The organism is Cohnella sp. GbtcB17, assembly GCF_019091135.1.
In the GTDB taxonomy this organism is placed as follows: domain Bacteria; phylum Bacillota; class Bacilli; order Paenibacillales; family Paenibacillaceae; genus Cohnella.
In genome coordinates this window covers 1-2,219 of the sequence record NZ_JAGXJW010000132.1, presented here as the reverse complement: position 1 = coordinate 2,219, position 2,219 = coordinate 1, and the positions used below count along the sequence as shown (strand labels likewise).

The following is a 2,219-nucleotide window of genomic DNA, read 5'->3' as shown; positions in this document are numbered from 1 at the left end:
CAGCAGCTTCAACGTAGCCACTGCTACGACTAACATACATCGGAGGCTATCATCCATGAGCGTACAAATCATCATCACCGGCGTAGACGCCGCAGAAGCACTGACCGAGCTCTCCAGTCTGTCCGGAGGCTTTGCGGCCAAGCCCGTTGTGGCTGCCCCTACCGCCGAAATGCCGAAGACGGAGCGCGCACCGCGCACGACTCGCACCAAGACGGAGCAGCCGAAAGAAGAAGCGCAGCCCGCAGATACCCAAGAGGCTGAAATAGGCGAGAAAATCGATATCTCCGACGAAGACATTGACGGCCTGGGCGGCGGAGACGCCGCTGCCGACACGCCGGTGCCATCCGACGTCGAGCTGCGCGCACTGGCATCCACTGTCGGAGCGAAGGGGCCGGACGCCAAGAAGGCGATCAAGGCGCTGCTGGACAAGTACGGCGTGCCGAACATCACGGCCGTGCCGGCGAACAAGCGGATTGCGTTTAAGGCCGAGCTGGAGCAGCTCTAATGTCGGCGCCTGCACACGCTGAACGCGCTCACGCCCTGCTGGGCGCGTCAAAGGCGAGTCAGTGGATTAACTGCCCGCCGTCTGCCCGGGCGCAGGAGAGCGTGCCGGACAAGCGGAGCGAGTACGCGAACGAAGGCACAGCGGCGCATGAGTATTCCGAGCTAATCCTGCGGCGCCGGCTGACACCGTGCAACCGGGCAGAGCGCGCGCGGCTGGACAAGGCAATCGCCGACTTCAAGGCCAGCAGTCCGTATTACGGCACCGAAATGGAGGACGCCGTCAGCTATTATTCCGAGGTAGTCGAGGAGCGCTTTATGGCCGCCAAGGCGCGCAGCCCCGACGCCGTCATCCTCTTCGAGGAGCGCTTGGACTTTTCGGAGTGGGTGCCGGAGGGCTACGGTACCGGCGACATTCTCATCATCGCGGACAGCATCATGGACGTAATCGACCTCAAGTACGGCAAGGGGCAACCGGTCAGCGCGATCGGCAATCCGCAGATCCGGCTGTACGGCCTTGGCGCCTGGTCCGGCTACAACTACCTGTACGATATCCGCGAGGTACACGGGACCATCGTCCAGCCGCGGCTCGACAGCGTCACGACGGACGCCTTGCTGATTGACGAGCTGCTGCATTGGGCTGAGACGGTAGTCAAGCCGGCGGCCGCGTTGGCCTTCGACGGCAACGGCGAGTTCAAGTCCGGCGACCACTGCCGGTGGTGCAAGATCAAGGGAAATTGCCGGGCGCGTGCCGAGGCCAACATGGCCGCACTGGGCTACGAGTTCAAGGACCCGACGACGTTGTCGCTCGACGAGATCGGATCGATCCTGTACGTCGCCGAGCAGCTCAAGGCGTGGGCCAAGGACGTCGAGGACTTCGCGTTCGAACAGGCAAAGAGCGGCAAGCGCATCCCGTCGTGGAAGCTCGTCGAGGGCCGGAGCAATCGGGCTATTACGGACAAGGCGGCGGCGCGGGCGGCGCTCGAAGGCGCGGAGCTGCCGGCGGACAAGTACCTGAAGCCGCAGGAGCTGCTTGGCATCGGGGACTTGGAGAAGGCGATCGGCAAGAAGGAGCTCGCCACGCTGATCGGCGAACTGATCATCAAGCCGTCAGGCAAGCCGGTGCTCGTGCCGGAAACGGACAAGCGGCCGGAGCTGAACAGCCTGGACGAAGATTTTGCGAACGAAGAATTCTAATCCAACCAACAAGGGAGCAATCACATCATGGCAAACGACAATCAAAGCACAAAAGTAATCACCGGTAAGGTTCGTCTCTCGTATACGAACATTTTCGAGCCGCAGTCCATCAACGGCAGCGACGAAAAATACGGCACGGCCATCCTCATCCCGAAATCGGACAAGGAGACGCTGCGCAAAATCAAGGCGGCGATCGACGCGGCCGCTGAGCAGGGTAAGGCGCAGTGGGGTGGCAAGATCCCGGCTAACCTGAAGAAGCCGCTGCGTGACGGCGACGAGGAGCGCCCGGACGATGAAGCCTACGCTGGCCATTACTTCTTGAACGCATCGTCGAAGAACAAGCCGGGCATCGCCAAGCCGATCGGCCGCGGTGCAGACGGCAAGACGAAGTTCGAAGAGATCACGGATTCGACGGAGGTCTACTCCGGTTGCTACGCCAAGGTTTCGATCAACTTCTATCCTTTCAATACGAACGGCAACCGCGGCATTGCCGCCGGCTTGAATAATGTCGTGAAGGTGCA

At 61.6% G+C, this 2,219-nt stretch carries 3 protein-coding genes; all 3 read left to right on the top strand.

What is annotated here, in order from left to right; genetic code table 11:
* Nucleotides 1-55: 55 nt before the first annotated feature.
* Nucleotides 56-505 carry a hypothetical protein gene (locus KVT38_RS33235; RefSeq protein WP_217598023.1) on the top strand — a complete coding sequence of 150 codons (450 nt, stop codon included), beginning with the start codon at nt 56-58 and terminating at the stop codon, nt 503-505.
* Nucleotides 505-1,698 (top strand): DUF2800 domain-containing protein, encoded by a 1,194-nt coding sequence (locus KVT38_RS33230; protein ID WP_217598022.1) that lies wholly within the window; start codon nt 505-507, stop codon nt 1,696-1,698. Before KVT38_RS33235 ends, KVT38_RS33230 begins: the two co-directional genes overlap by 1 nt.
* 27 nt (nt 1,699-1,725) lie before the next feature.
* A partial coding sequence (locus tag KVT38_RS33225) for a DUF2815 family protein (protein WP_217598021.1) occupies nt 1,726-2,219 on the top strand: 494 nt, incomplete at its 3' end.

Bases quoted from the DNA above. Each gene is read 5' to 3' on its own strand.
- KVT38_RS33230 (WP_217598022.1), top strand. From the start codon at position 505: ATGTCGGCGCCTGCACACGCTGAACGCGCTCACGCCCTGCTGGGCGCG.
- KVT38_RS33235 (WP_217598023.1), top strand. From the start codon at position 56: ATGAGCGTACAAATCATCATCACCGGCGTAGACGCCGCAGAAGCACTG.